15 protein-coding genes are annotated in these 17256 nt (G+C 72.5%); 8 read left to right on the forward strand and 7 right to left on the reverse strand.

From position 1 onward, the window contains the following. The first annotated feature begins 38 nt into the window (after positions 1-38). From tatC to IEZ06_RS09550, 4 genes are all read left to right on the forward strand, one after another. Complete coding sequence (tatC, locus tag IEZ06_RS09535; protein WP_189236310.1) at positions 39-974, forward strand: twin-arginine translocase subunit TatC; 936 nt, start codon at positions 39-41, stop codon at positions 972-974. Between the two features lie 17 nt (positions 975-991). Next, the gene (locus IEZ06_RS09540; RefSeq protein WP_189236311.1) at positions 992-1870 is read left to right on the forward strand and encodes a diacylglycerol kinase; all 879 of its coding nucleotides are present in this window, start codon (positions 992-994) and stop codon (positions 1868-1870) included. Between the two features lie 140 nt (positions 1871-2010). Further along, on the forward strand, positions 2011-4740 hold the full coding sequence (locus tag IEZ06_RS09545; RefSeq protein ID WP_189236312.1) for a DEAD/DEAH box helicase: 2730 nt from the start codon (positions 2011-2013) through the stop codon (positions 4738-4740). Between the two features lie 273 nt (positions 4741-5013). After that, on the forward strand, positions 5014-5181 hold the full coding sequence (locus IEZ06_RS09550; RefSeq protein WP_189236313.1) for a hypothetical protein: 168 nt from the start codon (positions 5014-5016) through the stop codon (positions 5179-5181). Positions 5182-5298: 117 nt separating this feature from the next. Here IEZ06_RS09550 and IEZ06_RS09555 read toward each other — a convergent pair whose 3' ends face one another. Both IEZ06_RS09555 and IEZ06_RS09560 read right to left on the reverse strand, forming a co-directional pair. Beyond that, positions 5299-5463: a helix-hairpin-helix domain-containing protein gene (locus tag IEZ06_RS09555; protein WP_189236360.1), complete on the reverse strand. Its 165-nt coding sequence runs from the start codon at positions 5461-5463 to the stop codon at positions 5299-5301. Between the two features lie 4 nt (positions 5464-5467). Beyond that, entirely contained in the window at positions 5468-6898 is a 1431-nt protein-coding gene (locus tag IEZ06_RS09560) for an RNB domain-containing ribonuclease (protein WP_189236314.1), read from the reverse strand. Positions 6899-7003: 105 nt separating this feature from the next. Here IEZ06_RS09560 and IEZ06_RS09565 point away from each other — a divergent pair, with 105 nt between their 5' ends. Further along, positions 7004-7621, forward strand: coding sequence for a S41 family peptidase (locus tag IEZ06_RS09565; RefSeq protein WP_189236315.1), 618 nt, complete (start codon positions 7004-7006; stop codon positions 7619-7621). Positions 7622-7707: 86 nt separating this feature from the next. Here the strand turns inward: IEZ06_RS09565 and IEZ06_RS09570 are convergent, their stop codons facing one another. After that, on the reverse strand, positions 7708-8610 hold the full coding sequence (locus IEZ06_RS09570) for a 5'-3' exonuclease (RefSeq protein ID WP_189236316.1): 903 nt from the start codon (positions 8608-8610) through the stop codon (positions 7708-7710). A 127-nt stretch (positions 8611-8737) separates the two neighbouring features. Then, positions 8738-9736 carry a helix-turn-helix domain-containing protein gene (locus tag IEZ06_RS09575; RefSeq protein WP_229797905.1) on the reverse strand — a complete coding sequence of 333 codons (999 nt, stop codon included), beginning with the start codon at positions 9734-9736 and terminating at the stop codon, positions 8738-8740. Between the two features lie 99 nt (positions 9737-9835). On the opposite strand from IEZ06_RS09575, the gene IEZ06_RS09580 reads away from it, so the two are divergent. Beyond that, positions 9836-10867 (forward strand): saccharopine dehydrogenase family protein, encoded by a 1032-nt coding sequence (locus IEZ06_RS09580; RefSeq protein WP_189236318.1) that lies wholly within the window; start codon positions 9836-9838, stop codon positions 10865-10867. A 75-nt stretch (positions 10868-10942) separates the two neighbouring features. On the opposite strand, the gene IEZ06_RS09585 is transcribed toward IEZ06_RS09580, so the two are convergent. Then, the gene (locus tag IEZ06_RS09585) at positions 10943-11833 is read right to left on the reverse strand and encodes an alpha/beta fold hydrolase (protein WP_189236319.1); all 891 of its coding nucleotides are present in this window, start codon (positions 11831-11833) and stop codon (positions 10943-10945) included. A gap of 333 nt (positions 11834-12166) precedes the next feature. On the opposite strand from IEZ06_RS09585, the gene IEZ06_RS09590 reads away from it, so the two are divergent. Continuing rightward, on the forward strand, positions 12167-13738 hold the full coding sequence (locus tag IEZ06_RS09590) for a methyl-accepting chemotaxis protein (protein ID WP_203871856.1): 1572 nt from the start codon (positions 12167-12169) through the stop codon (positions 13736-13738). A gap of 649 nt (positions 13739-14387) precedes the next feature. Here IEZ06_RS09590 and IEZ06_RS09595 read toward each other — a convergent pair. Next, complete coding sequence (locus IEZ06_RS09595) at positions 14388-14720, reverse strand: histone-like nucleoid-structuring protein Lsr2 (RefSeq protein ID WP_189236321.1); 333 nt, start codon at positions 14718-14720, stop codon at positions 14388-14390. A 239-nt stretch (positions 14721-14959) separates the two neighbouring features. Further along, the gene (locus tag IEZ06_RS09600; RefSeq protein ID WP_189236322.1) at positions 14960-16165 is read right to left on the reverse strand and encodes an MFS transporter; all 1206 of its coding nucleotides are present in this window, start codon (positions 16163-16165) and stop codon (positions 14960-14962) included. 72 nt (positions 16166-16237) lie between these two features. On the opposite strand from IEZ06_RS09600, the gene IEZ06_RS09605 reads away from it, so the two are divergent. After that, positions 16238-17209, forward strand: a complete 972-nt coding sequence (locus IEZ06_RS09605; RefSeq protein ID WP_189236323.1) for a GlxA family transcriptional regulator — start codon at positions 16238-16240, stop codon at positions 17207-17209. The last annotated feature ends 47 nt before the right edge of the window (positions 17210-17256 follow it).

Consider the following 17256-nt stretch of genomic DNA (forward strand, 5'->3'; position numbering starts at 1 on the left):
CTTCCTGAACACCTCACTCCTCGGACCGGGATTCGCGAATGGCACTGCTGAAGTGGCCCAAGCCGGGCCGTAACGGGTCCGTGTCGTCCGAGGAGGCGGCCGACGGGCGCATGCCGCTCATGGAGCACCTGCGCGAGCTGCGCAACCGGCTGATCGTCGCGCTGCTGGGGCTGGTCGCCGGCATCATCCTCGGGTTCGTCTTCTTCGACCCCGTCTGGAACTTCGTCTCCGCGCCCTACTGCAGCCTCCAGCAGTCGCATCAGCTGCGCGGGGAGTGCACCTTCCTCGTCCTCGGCGTCTTCGAGTCCTTCTTCGTGAACCTCAAGGTCGCCGCGATGTTCGGGCTGGTCGTCACCTCCCCGATCTGGCTCTACCAGATCTGGGCCTTCGTGACGCCCGGCCTGTACCGCAACGAGAAGCGCTACTCGCTGGCCTTCCTGGGGATGGCGGTCCCGCTCTTCCTCGCAGGCGCGGCCCTGGCCTACTTCGTGATGGACACCGGCCTGGCCATCCTGCTCGGCTTCGCGCCGGAGAACGCGATCCCGACCATCACCCTCGACGAGTACCTCGGGTACGCCCTGGTACTCCTCATCGTCTTCGGCGTCTCCTTCGAGCTGCCGCTGCTGATGGTCTTCCTCAACGTCATCGGCGTGCTGCCGCGGGCCACGGTGGCCAAGCACCGCCGCATGGTCATCTTCCTGATGTTCGTCTTCGGGGCGATCGCCACCCCGGGTGGCGACCCGTTCACGATGATCGCGCTGGCGCTGCCGATGGTGATCCTGTTCGCCCTCGCCGAGGGGGTCATGTTCCTGCGGGAGCGCAGGGCCGCGGGCGGGGACGACTTCTCGCACCTGTCCGACGACGAGGCGTCGCCGCTCGCCGCCGACGACTCCCCGGTCGAGCGGGCCGCCCCGCTCGGGGACGACGATTCTGCTCTCGATTCGAGAACGACCGATACTGATTCCGCCAAATAGGCGATAAGTTCCGGTTCGTGCCCGGAGAGATCGCCGTACTCGTCAATCCCGCCGCCCGCGGCGGCCGCTCGCGCGGCCTGCTCGCGCCCGTCCTGGACCGCCTCCGGCGGACCGGCGCGGAGGTCTCGGTGATCCTCGGCGACTCCGCCGAGGACGCGCTGGAGCGCGCGTGCACCGCCGTGGCCGAGGGCCCGGACGCGCTGGTGGCCTTCGGCGGGGACGGCCTGGTCCACCTCGCCGTCCAGGCGGTGGCCGGGACCGACGTGCCGCTGGGCATCATCCCCGCCGGGACCGGCAACGACATCGCCACCGCTCTGGGCCTGCCGGCCAGGGACGCGCTCGCCGCCGCCGACATCGTGCTCGGCGGCCGGGTCCGCACGGTCGACGCCGTCCGGATCGGCGAGGACGAGTGGTTCGCCGGGGTGCTCTGCTGCGGCTTCGACTCCCGGGTCAACGAGCGGGCCAACCGGCTCACCTGGCCGCCCGGCATGGCCAAGTACCTCGTCGCGCTGGTGGAGGAACTGCGCGACTTCGCCCCCATCCCGTTCAGGATCGACCTGGACGGCGAGGTCGTCGAGGTCGAGGCCATGCTGGTGGCGGTCGGCAACACCCGCTCCTACGGCGCCGGGATGAAGGTCTGCCCGGGCGCGCTCCCCGACGACGGCCTGCTGGACGTGACGATCCTCGGCGCCGTGCCCAAGGGCCGGTTCCTGCGCGCCTTCCCCAGCGTCTACCGGGGCACCCACATCGACCATCCCGCCGTCACGATCAGGCGGGCCCGCCGGGTGGCGCTGGAGGCCTCCGGAGTGGTCGCCTACGCCGACGGCGAGCGGATCGGCCCGGTCCCCCTCGTCTGCGAGGCCGTCCCGGGCGCGCTGCGCGTGCTGGTGCCGTAGGGCGGGCGCGGCCGGCACCATGAGTCCAGCCGGCGCGGCAGGGCGGGTACGGCCGGTGCCGGGGCGGGACCGGCGGGCGGACCGCGGGCCGTATCCGGCGGAGGGCGGACCGGAATGGCGATATCGGTAGGCTGAAGATTATGACGACCCCTGCGGAACGCTACGCCGCCTTCCGTCAGAGCCAGACCGAGAGCGGACCGGCCCTGACCTCGTTCCGCGGTCTGTACGACTTCGAGCTGGACGAGTTCCAGCTGGACGCCTGCCGCGCGCTGGAGGCGGGCGACGGAGTCCTCGTGGCCGCCCCCACCGGATCGGGCAAGACCGTGGTGGGGGAGTTCGCCGTCCACCTGGCCCTGGCGCAGGGCCGCAAGTGCTTCTACACCACCCCCATCAAGGCCCTGTCCAACCAGAAGTACAACGACCTGGTCAAGCGGTACGGCGCCGCCAAGGTCGGCCTGCTCACCGGCGACAACAGCGTCAACGGCGAGGCCCCGATCGTCATCATGACGACCGAGGTGCTGCGCAACATGCTCTACGCCGGTTCGGGCACCCTGACCGGGCTCGGCTTCGTGGTCATGGACGAGGTGCACTACCTGGCCGACCGGTTCCGCGGCGCCGTCTGGGAAGAGGTGATCATCCACCTGCCCGAGTCGGTGCGGCTGGTCGCCCTGTCGGCCACGGTCAGCAACGCCGAGGAGTTCGGCGAGTGGATGGGCACCGTCCGCGGCGACACCTCCGTCATCGTCGACGAGCACCGCCCGGTCCCGCTCTGGCAGCACATGCTCGTCGGCCACCGCATCTACGACCTGTTCGTCACCGAGGAGAACGGCGGGCGGCCGCTGGTCAACCCCGACCTGCTGCGCCTGTCCCGCGACGAGGAGCGCCAGGCGTTCGGCAGGGGCCGCCGCGGCTACTCCCGCCCGCGCAGGCCGGGACCGCCCAACCGGGCGGAGGCCATCGAACGGCTCGACGCCGAGGGCCTGCTGCCCGCGATCACCTTCATCTTCTCCCGGGCCGGCTGCGACGCCGCGGTCCAGCAGTGCGTGTTCGCCGGGCTCCGGCTCACCACCGACGCCGAGCGCCACGAGATCCGGCAGATCGTCGACGAGCGCACCGCGCACCTGCCCGACGAGGACCTGGCCGTGCTCGGCTTCCTGGAGTGGCGCGACTGCCTGGAGCGCGGCCTGGCCGCCCACCACGCGGGCATGCTCCCCACCTTCAAGGAGGTCGTGGAGGAGCTGTTCACCCGCAACCTGGTCAAGGCGGTGTTCGCCACCGAGACCCTCGCGCTGGGCATCAACATGCCCGCCCGCTCCGTGGTGATCGAGAAGCTCGACAAGTGGAACGGCGAGACCCACGCCGACCTCACCCCGGGCGAGTACACCCAGCTGACCGGGCGGGCCGGGCGGCGCGGCATCGACGTGGAGGGCCACGCGGTGGTCCACTGGCAGCCGGGCACGGACCCGCTGCACGTCGCCGGGCTGGCCAGCACCCGCACCTACCCGCTGCGCTCCAGCTTCCGCCCCTCCTACAACATGGCGGTCAACCTCGTCGGCCAGGTCGGCCGGGAGCGCGCCCGGTCGCTGCTGGAGTCCTCCTTCGCGCAGTTCCAGGCCGACCGCGCGGTGGTCGGCATCGCCAAGCAGCTGCGCCGCCACGAGGAGGCGCTGGCGGGCTACCGCGAGGCGATGACCTGCCACCTGGGCGACTTCACCGAGTACGCCGCGATGCGCAGGGCGCTGTCGGACCGCGAGTCGGAGCTGTCGCGCCAGCGCGGCGCCGCCCGCCGCCTGCAGGCGGTGCGCTCGCTGGAGGCGCTGCGGCCCGGCGACATCATCCGGGTGCCGGGCGGTCGCCGCGCGGGCCTGGCCGTCGTGCTGGACCCGGGCCTCAACTCCCGGGGCGAGGGGCCGTCCCCGCTGGTGCTGACCATCGGCAAGCAGGTCAAGAAGTTGTCGGCGGCCGACTTCCCGGTCCCGGTGGAGCCGGTCGAGCACCTGCGCATCCCGAAGAACTTCAACGCCCGCTCCCCGAAGGAGCGCGCCAACCTCGTCTCCTCCATGCACGCCAAGATCGGCCACCTCGACCTGGGCAAGCCCGACCGGGCCCGCGACCACGCCGGTGAGGACGAGGAGATCCTCCGCCTGCGGCGGGAGATCCGGCAGCACCCCTGCCACGGCTGCGACGAGCGGGAGGACCACGCCCGCTGGGCCGAGCGCTACCACAAGCTGCTGCGCGAGACCGAGGGGCTGCGCCGCCGGGTCGAGGGCCGCTCGCACGTCATCGCCCGCACCTTCGACCGGGTCTGCGGGGTGCTCGACCGGCTCGGCTATCTCGACGGGGAGGACGTCACCGCCGAGGGCCGCCGCCTGGCCCAGCTCTACACCGAGCTGGACCTGCTCACCTCCGAGTGCCTGCGGGCCGGGATCTGGGACGACCTCGACCCGGCCGAGCTGGCCGCGTGCGTGTCGTCGCTGGTGTTCGAGTCCCGGCAGGCCGACGAGGCCCGCCAGCCCCGCATCCCCGCGGGCGGCGCGCAGCAGGCGATGGCGGAGATGATCCGGCTCTGGGGGGACCTGGAGGCGATCGAGAGCGACCACGGCCTGGCGTTCATCCGCGAGCCCGACTTCGGCTTCGCCTGGGCGGCCTTCCGCTGGGCCAAGGGGCACACCCTGGACGCCGTGCTCGGCGACGGGATCAACGGCTCGGAGCTGGCCGCCGGTGACTTCGTGCGCTGGACCAAGCAGCTGCTGGACCTGCTCGGTCAGATCTCCGACGCGGCGCCCCGGGACGGCAAGGTCAGGAAGAGCGCGGGCAAGGCGATGGACGCGCTCCGGCGAGGCGTGGTGGCGTACTCCTCCGTCGGCTGACCGGCGTCCCCGTTCGAAGGACGCCCGTCCGCAGGCGGGCGCCCGGCTCGCGCCGGTGGACCGGCGTCCGAGTCCGAGGGACGCCCGCAGGCCTTCGGTCACTCCGTCCGCCTTGCGCGGGCCGATCGGCGTCCACCCGCCGGTTGGCTGACCGCCCGGTCAATACCTTGTGACGGCCGGTGCGCGGAACGTAACCCCAGGGTCCGTTTTCGGGACGATCCCACCGGAGATCTCCATGGAGGAACCTGTTGGCCCGCCCCCCAGGAGGTAGGGATGTTCGCCCTCGCCGCCGCACTGCTGTTCCTGCTCGCCCTCATCTTCGAGATCGCCGGTGTCGCCGTCGGCAGCGTCGTCACCGTCACCACGCTCGGCACCGCCGGACTCCTGTGCGTCGCGCTGCACCTGATGGGCGTCGGTGCGGGCTGGAGCCTGAAGAGGTAACCGAGTCCGCAACGCCGCTCCCGCGGCCCCGAGGTCGCGCCCGTACCCCGGGCGCGGCCTCGGTCGTCCTTCCGCCGAGGAGATCGTCCGGGGGAGTCGGGCGGCCGGCGCCTTGTGTCAGCCGAAGGTGCGTCCGATCGCGCCGAGCGCCTCGCGGAGGATGCGGACGGCCTTCGGGCCGACCCCGTGCATCGCCAGCAGTTCGGCCTCGGTCAGCCCGGCGACCTGGGCGAGAGTGGTCAGGCCGGCGCCGGCATCCTCCAGCGACGCACCGGACGGCACCGCATCAGGCGAGACTGAAGCGGACCTCCCGGGTGGCCGGGTCGGCGCGTGTCAGCCGCACCCGGACCGGCTCGCCCAGCGGGAGACGCTCGCCGTCGCAGCGGGCCACCACCGGGGGGTCGACGACCTGGACCTCGCCGCCCGAGCCGTCCTCGTCGGTGCCGATCACCACGGCGTCGAACGTCTGGCCGACCCGCTCGCGGAGAACGAACGCCTCCACCAGGTTCACGCACTCGCGCTCCGCCGCGCCCGCGCGCCGCCCGGTGGCCCGCATGACGTCCGGCAGCTCGGGCAGGGCCCGCTGGACCTCCTCGGGCACCGGCTCGCCCGCCGCGACGGCCAGGCAGATCTCGGTGGCGTAGCGGTCGACGAGGCGGCGCAGGGGAGCGGTCACGTGGGCGTACGGCGCCGCCACCGCGGCGTGGACCGCCTCCTCCGGCGGCTCTCCGTTGAAGGCCACGTAGCCGGCGCCGCGCAGCAGCACCGTCGACTCCTCCAGGAACGCGGCCTGCTGCGGGATCCGCGGGTCGAGGGAGTGCACGACGTCGCCGTAGGAGGCGTCCTCGGGCCACGGCACGTTCAGCGCCGCGGCCGCCCGCCGTACCCGGGCGACCGCGGAGGCCGGGGCGGGCGGCAGCACCCGCAGCAGGCCGATCTCGGCGTCCAGCATCATCGTGGCGGCGGCCATGCCGGTCATCAGGGAGATCTGCGCGTTCCACGCCTCGGCGTCCAGCGGGGCGCGCAGCTCCACCCGGTAGCAGCCGTCCGCGCCGGCGACCACCTCCTGCTCCGGGACGGGCAGCGTGACGCCGTCCCTGGCCCGCTCCAGCGCCAGGCGGAGCCTGCCGATCTCGGCCAGCAGGCGCAGCGTGCCGTCGGCGGTGCCGGTGTCGACCGCCGCCTGGACGTAGTCGTAGTCGAGCCGCTCGCGGCTGCGCACCCGGGCCCGGGTGACGTCGGCGCCCACGACCTGTCCGTCGGCGTCCAGGTCCAGGCACCACAGCGCGGCCGGACGGACCGCGCCGGGCAGCAGGCTCGCGGCGCCCTCCGACAGCACCGGCGGATGGAGCGGGATCCGCCCGTCGGGCAGGTAGACGGTCTCCCCCCGGAGCCGGGCCTCGGCGTCGATCCTCCCGCCCGGCCGGACGAACGCCCCCACGTCGGCGATGGCGTACCAGACGCGGTAGCCGCCGGGACGCTCCTCCAGGTGCAGGGCCTGGTCCAGGTCCGTCGCGCCGGGCGGGTCGATCGTGATGAGCGGCAGATCGGTCCGGTCGAGCGCGGGCAGCCGGGGCACCTCGGCGACCCACTCCGCCTCGTCGATCACGGCGCGCGGGAACTCCTCCGGCAGCTTCAGCTCCCGGCGGATCCGCTCGAAACCCTCCTCGAGGCGCGGGTGGCACTCGCCCGGCACCCGGATGCTCCTGTACGGCACGGCGATCAACCTACCGCTCCCCGCCGTGCGGGCCGTACCGGACACTCCACCCGGCGCGGTGACCGTCTGGTCATCAGTCGTGAACCCGATTTAAAGTCGTGAGTCATGATCAATGTGGATCGATCCCTCCTTGTCGACATCCTCTGCGACCAGCTGCAGGAGTACTACGTCTTCCCCGACGTCGCCGGGGAAATCGCGGACGTGCTCCGCGAGCGCCTGGCCCGGGGCCGCCACACCGGGCTGGACGACGAGGACTTCGCCGAAGCGGTCACCGAGGACCTGCGGTCGGTCAACGGAGACAAGCACCTGGGCGTGCGCCACAGTCCCGACGCGATTCCCGGGCAGGAGGCCGCCGAGTGCTTCGACGCCGACCTCTACCGTGCGGAGGCCCGGCTCGGCGGGTACGGCTTCGCGCGCGTCGAGCGGCTCGACGGCAACGTCGGCCACCTCGATACCCGGGAGATGGTCTCACCGGAGATCGCCGGGCCTGCCGCGGTCGCTGCGATGAACCTGGTGGCCCCCACCGACGCGCTCATTGTCGACGTGCGCCGAAACGACGGGGCTCGCCAGGGATGGTGGCGCTGCTGTGCAGCTACCTGTTCGATGAGCGGACCCCGCTCAATGACATCTACGACCGCCCGACCGGCCGTACCACCCAGTACTGGACACTGCCGTTCACGCCGGGGCCGCGCTCCGGCGGGAGCAAGCCGGTCTACGTGCTGACCAGCGGTACGACCCGGGGGATGAAGGTCCTCGCCGGGCCGCGGCCGCCGAGGCCAGGCGGGCGCTCGGTGACGTCCCGATCCTGATCAGGTTTCCCAGTCCAGGGCGGCCGCCAGACGCTTGAGCGGGCTCGCCAGGCCGTACCGCTCGCCGAGGGAGGCGAGGGCCTCCGGGTCGCGGGGCGCGGCGGGCAGGGCCAGGTCCGTTTCCGGGACCGGCGCGTCGGGGGCCACCCGGACCACCGCCGGGGCGACGGCCAGGTAGTCGCGGGCGGCGGCGAGCCTGGTGTGCTGGGCCCTGGTCAGAGCGGAATCGTTCGCGTCGGCGGCCTGGAGCAGCGCGGCGAGCGAGCCGAACCGGGTGATCAGTGCGGCGGCGGTCTTGTCGCCGATGCCGGGGACGCCCGGCAGGCCGTCGCTGGGGTCGCCGCGCAGGACGGCGAAGTCGGCGTAGGAGCGGCCGGGGATGCCGTATCTGCCGGTGACGGCGGCCTCGTCGACGGGCTGGATGTTCTTGATTCCCCTTACTGTGTAAAGGACGCGGACCGGGCGCGCATCATCCACCAGCTGGAACAGGTCCCGATCGCCGGTGACGATGTCGACCGGGCCCGCGGAGCGGGCGGTGAACGTGCCGATGACGTCGTCGGCCTCGTAACCGGCCACCCCGATCCGGGCGATGCCCGCCGCGTCGAGCACCCGCTCGATCACGGTGATCTGCGGGACGAGGGCCTCCGGGGTCTCCTCCCCGCCGTCGGCGGCGAGGCGGTGGGCCTTGTAGGACGGGATGGCCGCCACCCGGAAGGCGGGCCGCCAGTCGGCGTCCATGCAGGCGGCCAGCCCGCCGGGGGAGTGCTCCCGGACCAGCGTGGCGATCATGTCGAGGAGGCCGCGGACCGCGTTGACGGGTGTGCCGTCCGGGGCGGTCACCGACTCCGGAACCCCGTAGAAGGCGCGGTAGTAGAGGGACGGGGTGTCGAGTAGCAGCAACATGACGACTCCACGGCGCGGGGTAGGGGACCAGCGACACGGTAGCGCCGATGACGCGCCGGGGTGCGGCCGGTCTGCCGGAGCGGCGCTCCTCGCCGGGCATCGGGAGCGCCGCCGCCCGGCCGGACCGTCATCCCGGAGAGCCGGGCGGGATGCCGGCGCCGCCGCCCGCCGCCGTCCGGGCGAGGCGGGCCCGTGAGCGGAAGGTGCGGCGGTAGGTGTCCGGAGGCACGCCGACCGTGCGGCTGAACTGCCGGCGCAGTGTCGTGGCGGTGCCCATGCCGGTGGCCGCCGCGATGGTCCCGACGCCGTCGTCGGTGGTCTCCAGCAGTTCCTGGGCACGGCGGATCCGCTGGGTCAGCAGCCATCGCAGCGGGGTGGTGCCGGTCACCGACCTGAAGTGGCGGCCCAGGTTGCGCGAGCTCATGTTCGCCTGGCGGGCCATGTCCTCCACGGTCAGCGGCCGGTCCAGCCGTTCGGCCACCCAGGGGAGCAGGTCCGCGAGCGGGTGGTTGTCCGGGGCGGGCACCGGGGTGGTGACGAACTGGGCCTGGCCGCCGTCCCGGTGCGGCGGCACGACGAGGCGGCGGGCGACCGTGTTCGCGACCGAGGAGCCGTGGTCGAGGCGGACCAGGTGCAGGCACAGGTCCATGGCCGCGGCTTTGCCGGCGGAGGTGAGCACGCTGCCGTCGTCCACGTAGAGGACGTCCGGGTCCACGTCCACCGCGGGGTAGCGGGCGGCCAGGTCGCGGGCGTGCGCCCAGTGCGTGGTCGCGCGCCTTCCGTCCAGCAGGCCGGCGGCGGCCAGCACGAACGCGCCCGTGCAGAGGGAGGCCACGCGTGCGCCCGCCTCGTGGGCCGCGCGCACCGCGTCGACCAGCTCGGCGGGCGGGTCCACGTCGACGTCGGCCCATCCGGGGACGATCACGGTGCGGGCGAGGGGGAGCCGGTCGAGGCCGTGGTCGGGCTCCAGCCGGAACCGGCCGACGCGTACGGCGCCCGGCCCGCAGACGGTGACGTCGTACCAGGGGACCGTCACGCCGTCCGGGGCGGCGGCGAAGACCTCGTACGCCAGGGAAAGCTCGAAGTGCAGCATGCCGCCGGTGGCGGCCAGCGCGACGGTGTCCACGTCCGGAATTGTACGCATGATGGCGTTCCAGACGCTCATAGCGAGGTGCCGGCCCCTGACAGAATGATCACAATGAATCACTTGAGCACAGGAGGACCCATGGGATCGGGGCAGACGGTGGCGGTGTTCGGCGCGTACGGGCACACCGGGCGGTTCGTGGTGGCGGAGTTGCGGGAGCGCGGGTTCGTCCCGGTGGCCTCCGGCCGCGACGCCGGCAAGCTGGAGGCGCTGGCGGCGTCCGCACCCGGGCTGGAGACCCGCACGGCGTCGGTCGACGACCCGGCCTCGCTCGACCGCGCACTGGCCGGTGCGGCGGCTGTGGTCAACTGCGCCGGGCCCTTCGCCACGACGGCCGCCCCCTTGATCGAGGCGGCGCTGCGCGCCGGGATCCCGTATGTGGACGTGGCGGCCGAGATCGAGGCCAACGCCGACACCTTCACGCACTTCGCCGACCGCGCCCGCGCCGCGGGAGCGGTGATCGTCCCTGCGATGGCGTTCTACGGCGGCCTCGGCGACCTGCTGACCACCGTCGCCATGGGCGACTGGAGCGCGGCCGACGAGGCGCACGTCGCCTACGGGCTGAGCAGCTGGCACCCCACCGCCGGGACGCGCGCCGCCGGCGCGGTCTCCCGGCAGCGGCGGGACGGCCGGCGCGTCGTTTACACGAACGGCCGGCTGGAGTACCGCCAGGACGACCCGCCGATCCTGGAGTGGCCCTTCCCCGACCCGATCGGTCCCCGGACCGTCATCGGGGAGTTCACGATGGCCGACGTCGTCACCGTTCCCAGCCACCTGCCCATCCCCGAGGTGCGCACCTACATGACGGTCGAGGCCGCCCGGGACCTGTCGGCCCCGGACACGCCGGCCCCGGCTCCGGCCGACGAGCACGGGCGATCGGACCAGACCTTCCTCGTCGACGTCGTCGTGCGCTCCCGCGGCGGCGAACGGCGCGCCGTGGCGAGCGGCCGGGACATCTACGCCGTCACCGCCCCGCTCGTCGTGGAAGCGGTCGACCGGATCCTGACCGGACGTACCAGGACCGTCGGCGTCGCCTCCGCCGGCGAGATCTTCGACGCCGCCGACTTCCTCCGCGCGCTGTCGCCGTACGTTTCCGTGGAATCCCGCCCGTAGCGGATTCGGAGGGTCGCGCACCGCCGGACCCGCGCATCCGCCCGGACGGGGAACCCCTCACCGGAACGGTTCATGTCAAGGACGCCGAAGGCCGCTTCCCCCAGGCTCTCGCCGGGGGGCGGCCCCCCGGCCCGTGAGGAATTCGGCGATCGGCTCGGCCTGGCCGAAGACGGCGTGCCCGACCTCGGGGAGCAGGTTCACGGTCGAGTGCGGGACGCACTCACGGACGCGCCGCGCGGTCCGGTGGGAGTCGAACATGGCGTCACGGCCGCCGACGATGACGAGCACGGGCATGGTGAGGCCGCGCAACGCGTCGTCGGGGAAGACCGGGAGCCTCTCCCTGCGCGGGTTGAAGTGCGTGAACGTCAGGACGACGGCGTCGAGTGCCTGCCGGTCCCTCTCCGGGTCCAGTCCTGCGACGGCCATCGCCGACTCGCGCAGTCCGCCGCGCCGGAACGGGCGGGCCAGCAGTGCCTTGAAGATCCAGCCGACCTTCTGCCGCCCCACGCCGCCGGGGCACATCAGGGCCAGGCGGGTCACTCGTCCCGGGCGGCGGATGGCGTAGTCGAGGGCCGTCCAGCCGCCGAGGGACGTGCCGACGAACGCGGCGTCGGCGATCCCGAGCCCTTCCAGTACGTCGTCCAGCCAGAGGGCCACGACGTCGGAGTCCAGGGCGGGGCGCGAGGGCGCGCTCAGGCCCGGCTCGCCGACGAGGTCGACGGCGTACGTGCGGAAACGCCGGGACCAGGTGGCGACGTCCCCCCGCCACATCGACGTGTTCGCGCCCGAGCCGTGCAGCAGCACCAGGGGCGGCGCGTCCTGCGGGCCGGAGGCCAGGACGAAGGTCTCGCCCTCGCGGGTCGGCACCCGTACGTGCTCGGCGGGAACCGGCCAGGTCTCCAGCACCTGCCGGTAGCGGTCGCGAAGCTCGCGTTCGCCGGCCTCGGACTTGTAGATCACGGTCATGGCGACTGCACCTCCGGTCGCGCGTCGAGCGCGTCGAGATCTGGAACGGACCCCGCGTGGCCGGATCCGTCCGGCCCACCGGCGGGGGAGCGCGGAGCAGGAGCGGCCGCCGCCACGTCCTGTTCCGGCACGGCATCGGGACCGCCTCCTCGGCGACAGGCGACAGTGAAGCCCCTGTCACCGTGTCAAGGTCAAGCGGGGTGAGCCCGTGAGACCGCCAGGCATCGCGTGCCGCCCTCCGGCGTTCAGAACCGCGTTCAGCTTCTCTCAGTCCCCGCATCCGCCTGCCGATGAGACGCCGTACCACGTTGCAAGGATGAGGAGACATCCGTGATGAAACTTTCCGACCTGGGGGTGGCGAAGCGACTGGGTCTCATCGTCGCCGTCGGCGTGCTCAGCCTGGGCACCGTGGCCGGCATCGGCGCGGTGAGCCAGAGCCGGCTCAGCGACCAGTCCGAGCTGGTCGCCAACCTGGAGGCCGCCACCGCGGCCCTCAACCACCTGGACACCCGCGCGGTCGAGCTGAAGGTCGGCGGATACCTCGCGCTCGCCGGCAGCGACATCGACCAGCTGGTCGACGAGGAGGTGCCCGGCGACATCGACAGCCTCAACAAGGCCGTGGCCGCCTTCGACGCGCTGGAGCTACCCGCCGACCTGGAGGCGAAGTTCGAGGAGGTGCGCCGCAACGTCGAGCCGATGAACCGGTTCATGACCGAGTTCGTCACCGCGGGCCGGCGCGACCCGGCCTCCATGCAGGGCGGGATAGAGAAGATCCACGCGCAGAACGACCTCATCGACACGCCGCTGGACGAACTGAAGGAGGAGCTCGGCCCGCGCACCGCGCAGGCCCAGACCGAGCTGCACGACATGGTCGGCTCCACCCGCACGCTGTCGGTCGTCGTCGCCCTGCTCACCGCGGCGCTACTGGTGGGGTTGTCGGTCCCGCTGGTGAAGTCGATCACCCGGCCGATCGGCCGGGTGGGCCGGGCCGTCGCGGCTCTGGCCGCCGGTGACCTGACCGCCCGTTCCGAGGTGGACAGCACCGACGAGCTCGGCAGGATGGCCGCCGGGCTGGACCAGGCGATCGAGGCGCTGAGCGCGTCGATGCGCCAGATCTCGGGCAGCGCGGCCACGCTGGCCGGTGCGTCGGCGGAGCTGAGCACCGTGGCGAGCGGCATCGCCGGTGCGGTGGACGACACCACCGTCCGCACCCGCGCCGCCTCCGCGCAGTCGGAGGAGGTCTCCCGGCATGTGCAGACGGTGGCGGCCGGTTCGGAGGAGATGGGGCAGTCGATCCGGGAGATCGCCCAGAGCACCAGCGAGGCGGCGCGGATCGCCTCCTCTGCGGTGAGCGAGGCGGAGCGGGCCACCCGGACGATCGCCACGCTGGGCGAGTCGTCGGCCCAGATCGGGCAGGTGCTGAAGCTGATCACCTCGATCGCCGAGCAGACGAACCTGCTCGCCCTGAACGCCACCATCGAGGCCGCCCGCGCCGGCGAGATGGGCAAGGGCTTCGCCGTGGTCGCCGGCGAGGTCAAGGAACTCGCGCAGGAGACGGCCAAGGCCACCGACGACATCAACACCCGGGTCGCGGCGATCCAGCGCGACACCGAGGGCGCGGTCGAGGTCATCGCGAAGATCAGCGAGGTGATCGCCAGGATCAACGAGTACCAGACGACGATCGCCAGCGCGGTGGAGGAGCAGACCGCCACCACCCAGGAGATGAGCCGCGGGATCACCGACGCAGCCGCGGGCTCCGACCGGATCGCCCACGACATCGGCGAGGTGGCCGCCGCCGGGGACCAGTCCCTGCAGGGCGCCCGACAGGCCGAGCAGGCCAGCGGCGAGGTGGCCCGCACCGCCGATGAACTGCGCGAGCTGGTCGGACGGTTCCGGCTGAACTGAGCCGCACGGCCCGGTTCCCCTCACGAGCCGGCCGCCCGGGTCGAACGGACCGTAAGGGAGCGGGATCGCGTCCGGAGCGCGCTACTCGGCGCCGGTCGGCGGGTCCCCCCGAGTGAGACGAACTTCCTCTGGCTGGGGTCGGGGGAGGAGTTCGCCGGTTTTGCCGGTTTCGCCGAAACCTGCGCCGCACATGATGTCAACGTCCGGATCTTCCCCGGTGACGGTGTACGGGTGACGATCGGCGAGCGGAAAGCCAACGACGCGTTTCTGGCGGCGGCTGAGGAGTACCGCCGCTCCCGTGTTGAACCGCTGTTGAAAGCGGACTCGCCCGGCAGCGGTGCGAGGCTCTCCGCCGTCAGGCGGGGAGACGCTTGATTACCCGGCCGGGAGATCGGCTCTCACGGGTGGAGCGCCGCACCCGAGCGGTGGTGCGCCGGGCGGAGGCGCGCAGGCGTGTTCGCTCCGCCTTTTCCCTGACGGTGCGCGCCGGTGCCCGTCGGCAAGCGCCGACGGGCACGGTTCGGTCGAAGCCGCGCAACTCCTGGCGCCATCTCCCGCATTGCGGTGAGAACGCCAGGGAAGGCCTTCGTGCGGTGCTCGCCTCCTCTCGCGGGGAAACGGAGCCGGCACCGGCCTTTCCCGCGGTGGGTCAGTGCGCGGCCTCGTACTTCTCCACGATCTCGCGGGCGATGCGGCCCCGCTCGCTGACGGTGTGTCCCTGCTGCTTGGCCCAGGCGCGGATGTCGGCGCTCTTCTCCCGGCTGAGTGCGCGGGTGGCGCCGCGCCTGCGCTTGGGTGCAGAAGCGCTCAGATCGCGGCGGGCGCCGGCCACGAAGGGCGCCAGATTCTCGCGGAGCTTCTTGGCGTTGACATCGCTCAGGTCGATTTCATAGCTGCTGCCGTCAATTGCGAAGGAGACCGTCTGGGTAGCCTCACCTCCGTCGAGGTCGTCGATGAGGATTTCCTGGATCTGCTTTGCCATGAGGGGCTCCTTTAATCAAACCGAACGTGATTCACGATAGCGGGTCGATGGCCTCCATGGCGTGACAACCATCCGGTGTTTCGCCGACCGGGATGTGATGGCACCGCATCGCGGCGAACGGGAAAGGGAGCTGACCGGTCGCAGAGCTGTTAAATCGCGGTGAAGAAGCAGCCGCAGGATGCCGTTCTCCGTCGTTCTCCGCCGTCCGCCGCCCGCGCCCGGCTGCAGACGACGACCGGCTACGTCGGCAGGCCGGTCGGGACCGGGATCGGCAGGCCTCCGGGCTCACGGGGTTCCCGGCCCAGCCGCCGGACCGGCTTGATCGACAGCAGCGCCGCCACCACCCCGGCCGTGACCAGGGCCGACCCCAGCATGAAGGTGCGCGGTTCGACCAGCGCGGTGACCGGACCGGCCAGCGCCTGCCCGACCGCCATGCCCGCGACCGACCCGGCCACCTGATAGGCGTTGACCCGGTTGACCACGTCCGGCGCGACCTGCGTCTGCACGCTGGTCGACCACATCACCGACCAGAACGCCAGCGCGCACCCGCCGAGCAGATGCCCGGCCATCAGCAGCGGCAGCGGCAGCCCGAGCGCGACCGTCAGCGGCACCGCCGCGTACCCGCTGATCGCCGCCGCCCCGGCCGCCAGCGGCCTGCGCGGCCTGAGTCTGATCGCCACCAGCCCGCCCAGCACGGTACCGAGGCCGAGCGCCGCCATCACCCAGCCGTAGTCGGCCCCGATGATCTGCGACGACAGCGGCACGTACGGCCCGACCACCAGAACACCCCAGAACACCCAGACCAGGATGACCGACCACATCCAGCTCCTGGCCTTGAACTCCTCCCAGCCCCTGCGCAGGTCGCTCAGCACGTCGGAGGGCTCCGGCCTGGGTACGGCGACCCGGACCAGCAGCAGGCACACCCCGCTGACCAGGAAGGTCGCGGCGTCCACGGTGTAGACGACGACCGGCCCGGTGGCGACGATGAGGACTCCGGCCAGCGCGGGACCCGCCAGCTGGGTGACCGCCTCGGCGATCTTCAGTGTCGCGTTGGCCCGCTGCGGATCGTCGGCGACCAGGGGGACCATGCCGTTGACGCCCGGTTCGAACATCCCGGCGGCCATGCCCGACACGGACGCCGTCACCAGCAGCAAGGCGTAGGGCGGAGCGCCGTCCAGGAAGGCGACGGCCACGACCCCCTGGGTGACGACCCTGACCGCATCCGCGCCGATCATCAGGCGCCGGGCGCCGATCCGGTCGGCGACGATCCCGCCGAACAGCATGACCAGCACGGCCGAAGCGGTCCAGAGCGCCAGCACGTAGCCGACGCCCGCGATCCCGTAGACTTCGCCGACGGCCAGCGCCGAGGCGACGGGCATCATCGCGTCACCGAGCAGCGAGATCGTGCGGGCCCCGAAGTAGAGGGTGAAGCTCTTCGTCCACATGGGCCCCAATTCTGGATTTTTCCAGATCAGAGCACTGGTGTCTCAAATGACATCATTGAGTACATTTACGCCATGCCTCTGGACTGCCCGGAAACGCCCCCGACGCCCTCCGACCCGCATCGCGTGGTCGCCGTGGTCGCCCCCGGTCAGGAGCTCTACCCGGTCACCTCCGCCTCGGCCGTCTTCGGCTACCACGGCCCCGACATCCCCCAGCACTACAGCTTCAGCCTGTGCGCCGAACACCCCGGTTCCCTCCCCACCACCATCGGTGCCCCCATCCAGGTGGACAGCGGCCTCGAAGTCCTCGACGACGCCGGCACCGTGGTCATCGCGAGCTGGACCCTCACCCCCTCACCCGCCGTCCTGCGGGCGGTCTCCCGCGCCCACGCCCGAGGCGCCCGCATCATCGCCGTCTGCGCCGGGATCTTCGTCCCCGCCGCCCTCGGTCTCCTGGACGGCCGCCGCGCCTCCGTCCACTGGGAGCTCTCCGGCGAGCTCGCCGCCCGCCACCCGCGCGTCATCCCCGACGACACCGTCATCTACGTCGACCACGGCGACGTCGCCACCGCGGGGGCCTCGGCCGCCACCCTCGACCTCTGCCTCCACCAGGTCCTCCAGGAGTACGGCGCGGCCCACGCCATGCGCATCGGCCGCCAGCTCGCCGCCGGCCCGCACCGCGAGGGCTGCCAGCGCCAGTACCCTCCCCTCCCCACCGCCGGCCCCATGCCGGACTCCCTGGCCCCCCTGCTCGAATGGCTCCTGTCGCGACTGCCCGACCAGATCACCGTCGAGGACATGGCCGCCTACTCGGGCGTCTCCTCCCGCACCCTGACCCGCCAGTTCACCGACCAGCTCGGCGTGCCGCCCGCCCGCTGGCTGCTGGAACGCCGCCTGGCCGCGACCCGCGCCCTGCTGGAGGAGACCGACCTGCCCGTCGAGACCATCGCCACCCGCGTCGGCCTCTCCTCGGCGGTCAACCTCCGCCGCCGCTTCCACGCCGCCCTGCGCACCACCCCGGCCGCCTACCGCCGCTCCTTCCGCTGAACGCCCCGGACGGCGACGCCGATCCGGCGGCGGGAGCCGTACGGCAC

It is taken from the genome of Planomonospora antibiotica (assembly GCF_014647955.1).
Classification (GTDB): Bacteria; Actinomycetota; Actinomycetes; order Streptosporangiales; family Streptosporangiaceae; genus Planomonospora; species Planomonospora parontospora.